Source organism: Vibrio sp. (assembly GCF_047973365.1).
Classification (GTDB): Bacteria; Pseudomonadota; Gammaproteobacteria; order Enterobacterales; family Vibrionaceae; genus Vibrio.
This window is the reverse complement of sequence record NZ_JBKEBW010000035.1, coordinates 1-3829: the sequence shown is the minus strand read 5'-3', so window position 1 is coordinate 3829 and position 3829 is coordinate 1. Positions and strand designations below refer to the sequence as shown.

Sequence of the window (3829 nt, the reverse complement as noted above, 5' to 3'; positions counted from 1 at the left end):
TTTGGATAGTTGGTTTTGAAGCAGAAAGACAGAATCAGCACTATAGATATCAGGCTAACTCACTAAAAACAAAGAGGGTTTTATCATTCCTTAGCTTGGCGAAGAATATTTTAAAAGACACGCCTTTGAGGCGTGTACTTCAATGGTTTCGAAATGGAGTGGCCGCTTTATCGATAGGTTACCCTTCAATAATAAGTCGACCACTCCAATAAATGGGGATCCCTCAGTGCCTTCGCAGGAATGACGAAAAAGGGGCCATTCAATTAACTTTAAACTGATTAACCAAAGACTGTTGCTGCTTTGACAATACACTGATCTCTGTACCGACAGCCTCAGATTCTCCAGCCTGCTCTAGTATTTGAGCACTCAAATCCCGAATATTCGCCACATTTTGGTTAACTTCTGCCGACACTGTCTGTTGTTCTTCCGCCGCTTTTACAATCTGCGTATTCATATCGCTAATTGCTGAGATGGCATCGAAGATCTTATTCAGCTCGGATACTGCTTGCTGCACATGCGAAGCCGTTCCATTAGCCAAACTGTTGCCCTCTTGAATAGCATTGACAACATCACGGGTACCTTTTTCCACTTTCTCGATAACTGTACGAATTTCTCCCACTGAAGCGTGAGTACGGCTGGCAAGGTTACGAACTTCATCGGCAACCACAGCAAAACCTCTGCCCTGCTCTCCCGCCCGTGCCGCTTCAATCGCTGCATTAAGCGCAAGCAGATTGGTCTGCTCGGAGATCCCTTCAATCACTTCAAGAATATCGGTAATGTTGACGTTATTACGCGCGAGATCTTCGACAATAGGCACGGCGCGGTTCATGGTATTGACCAAGTTAAGCATCTCAGCTTCCGACGTTTTGATCACCTGCTGACCGATTCGGGCGGACTCATTTGCTTGCTCTGCTGCATCAACTGCATTTTCTGCGTTGTGGACAACTAAGCTCGCTGTCTGCGTCATCTCTTCTGAAGCAGTGGCGACAAGATCGACCTCTTTAAATTGCGCCTCACTGCTGCGCCTTGTTTCAACGGCGGTGATCTTCGCTTGTTCAGTGGTTTCAGCAACGGAATGAGTGGTGGCAATCACCTGACTGATAGTGGATTGCAGCTTATCGAGGAACTTGTTGAATCCATGCGCCAGTTGGCCGATCTCATCTTGTGATTGAACATCCAGACGCTGAGTTAAGTCACCTTCTCCATCAGCAATATCATTTAAGCGCACAACCACTTCACGAATAGGTTTCACTATGCGTGACGCGGTGTAAGCAATCACCGTCAAACCCAGAACGGCAAACAATAAGCCTGCCAGCAGCTCTACTTTTACGCCACTTTCGACTTGCGCGGTAATAACGCTATCAAGTTGGTCAGCATCTTTGAGCACGCTGCTGCGGGGCATTTCAAAAATCACCCCCCAAGTCTGATTAGCAACGGTGATCGGAGCAAATACCGTCATCCACAAGCCATCATCACTCCACAACGATTCGACCTTCTTGCTAGATAACAAGCTTGAGAGCTTATCTTTAGACACGCTTGAACCGGCAAATGGTTGTCCGACCGTCAAAGCATCGTCATCGCTGGCGATCAGTGTTCCATCCAAACTGATGATGAAAATTTTACCTTCTCCATTAAACAAGCTGCTGTCTGAGTCTTTGGCGATCTCAAGCAACGGAGTTAGCTTGAGGTCAATGCCATAAAAACCAATCGTTTCATTGTCCACGAAAATAGGCAGCGAGATCGATGTCGCTAAGAATTGCTCAGTAGCATGATTGACGACCCGTGGCGATGTTACGCACGCGCTACCTTCATTGATTGGACAAGCAAAACGTTCACGATTTGCTGCATCGGCCAATTGCTGCTCAGTGAGCACTTCATTGGCTGCATCCTGACCGGCGTCTTTAGCACGCCAATAAGGAGCAAAACGTCCAACGTCGTTGGAGCCAACATAGGCAGCATTAACATAGTTGCTATCCTCTGCATCAAGCGCGTTGGGTTTGAACACCAGATACGCCCCTTCAATAGTTGGAAAATCTAACACTGATTTTCGTACCATCTCATTTAATGCCGTACGTAGCGCTTCACTCTCACCAAAATTGTCTTCAGAGTTTTTCTTTAAGAATAAAGCGGTTGAAGAGAGCATTTCTGCACGATAGGTGGCTTCGCTGAGGTATTCCGATATTTCAGTTGAATTTAACTGTGCTCGCGTTTTTAACAACTGCTGAGACTTTTTGATCACGGATTCTGCACTCTGATTTTTAATCACCTGCTGATTACTGACAGCATTGTAAACTGAGAAACCGATAAGAGATAACGAGGTTACCAGCAGGCAAAAGCCGGCTAACAGCGTAATTTTCCACTGAACTGATAGTGTTCGCATACAACATCCTTATGCTTGCGTTTAAACTCATACAAACGAATGAGATAAGCAGAAATTAGACCACAATCTATCGATAGATCAATACAAATCTGACACAGGGCTCACCATTTTCTGACATATTGGCTTGAGCGAGTCTGTGGTTTGTACTCTTTCGCCTTAGTGGTAACATTAAACTCATTCGTGGTTAGCTATACCCAAACTACTTGAAGTTGCATGTAGGCGGCAAATGAGTGAATCCCCATGACCACAAATTACCATGCGTGATTGGGGTGAACGAATGTAGCCAACACCGCTGCGGCTTCAAGTAGGAAGGGTATAACTCATTAAAAACTCAAAAGTAGCTACTAAATTAAAACCATAATCAAGGATTAATCAATGAAAGTAATTAGCTTTAATATCAATGGGTTAAGAGCTCGCCTTCACCAACTTCAAGCATTGATTGAAAAGCATCAACCCGACGTCATCGGCTTACAAGAGATCAAAGTTCATGATGAGGCTTTTCCTATTCAAGATGTCGAAGCTATGGGTTATCACGTCTATTTCCACGGACAAAAAGCACACTACGGTGTCGCTATGCTGTGTAAAAAAGAACCGATTGAAATTAAAAAAGGTTTTCCTAGTGACAATGAAGAACATCAAAAACGCATGATCATGGCGACGTTTTTGGATGACAGCGGTGAAAAAGTTACGATTCTCAATGGTTATTTCCCCCAAGGCGACAATATTGAGCATGAAGTTAAATACCCATACAAACGTCAGTTTTATAAAGATCTCATGCGTTACTTAAACGAACACCACAGCAACGATGAACAATTGATTGTGATGGGTGATATCAACATCAGCCCTATTGATTCAGATATCGGCATTGGTGAAGCAAACCGCAAGCGTTGGCTACAAACTGGTAAATGCTCATTCCAACCTGAAGAGCGTGAGTGGCTCAAAACGCTGACTGATTGGGGATTTGAAGACACCTTCCGCAAACTTCACCCCAGCGTTGATGATAAGTTTTCGTGGTTTGATTACCGCTCTCGTGGTTTTGATGACAACCGAGGGCTGCGCATTGATGTCATTTTGGCAACACCATCTCTGGCCGCAAAATGTATCGAAGCCGATATCGATTATGAGCTTCGAGGCATCGAAAAGCCGTCTGATCACGCACCTATTTGGTCAGTGTTTGAGTTATCGGTCCTCTAAGATCTCATTCCCACGCTCTGAAGTGACCCCATAAAGTTGGACATTTCTGTTAAGCGGCTTGCAAGGCCTGATTTCGATATTCTATCGGAGTCAGGCCTTTAAATTTCACCTTAATCCGTTTTGTATTGTAATACTCTATATATTCTTCGATATTTGCAATCAGTTCATCAGCATCAGTGAAGCTTTGACCGTGATACATCTCTGTTTTGAGTAAAGCGAAGAAGTTTTCAGCCACTGCATTATCTAAACAGTTTC

3 protein-coding genes and 1 pseudogene are annotated in these 3829 nt (G+C 44.3%); 2 read left to right on the top strand and 2 right to left on the bottom strand.

The window, feature by feature from the left end; translation table 11 throughout:
- Positions 1-212 (top strand): annotated as a pseudogene (locus tag ACK5MF_RS05750) (hypothetical protein); the annotation flags it as partial.
- Between the two features lie 47 nt (positions 213-259).
- On the opposite strand, the gene ACK5MF_RS05745 reads toward ACK5MF_RS05750, so the two are convergent.
- The gene (locus tag ACK5MF_RS05745) at positions 260-2380 is read right to left on the bottom strand and encodes a methyl-accepting chemotaxis protein (RefSeq protein WP_416920244.1); all 2121 of its coding nucleotides are present in this window, start codon (positions 2378-2380) and stop codon (positions 260-262) included.
- 375 nt (positions 2381-2755) lie between these two features.
- Between ACK5MF_RS05745 and xthA the strand changes: the two genes are divergently transcribed.
- Positions 2756-3574, top strand: coding sequence for an exodeoxyribonuclease III (gene xthA, locus ACK5MF_RS05740; protein ID WP_416920242.1), 819 nt, complete (start codon positions 2756-2758; stop codon positions 3572-3574).
- Between the two features lie 49 nt (positions 3575-3623).
- On the opposite strand, the gene ACK5MF_RS05735 is transcribed toward xthA, so the two are convergent.
- Positions 3624-3829, bottom strand: a 206-nt coding sequence (locus tag ACK5MF_RS05735) for an IS3 family transposase (RefSeq protein ID WP_416920240.1), incomplete at its 5' end; no start/stop codon positions are given.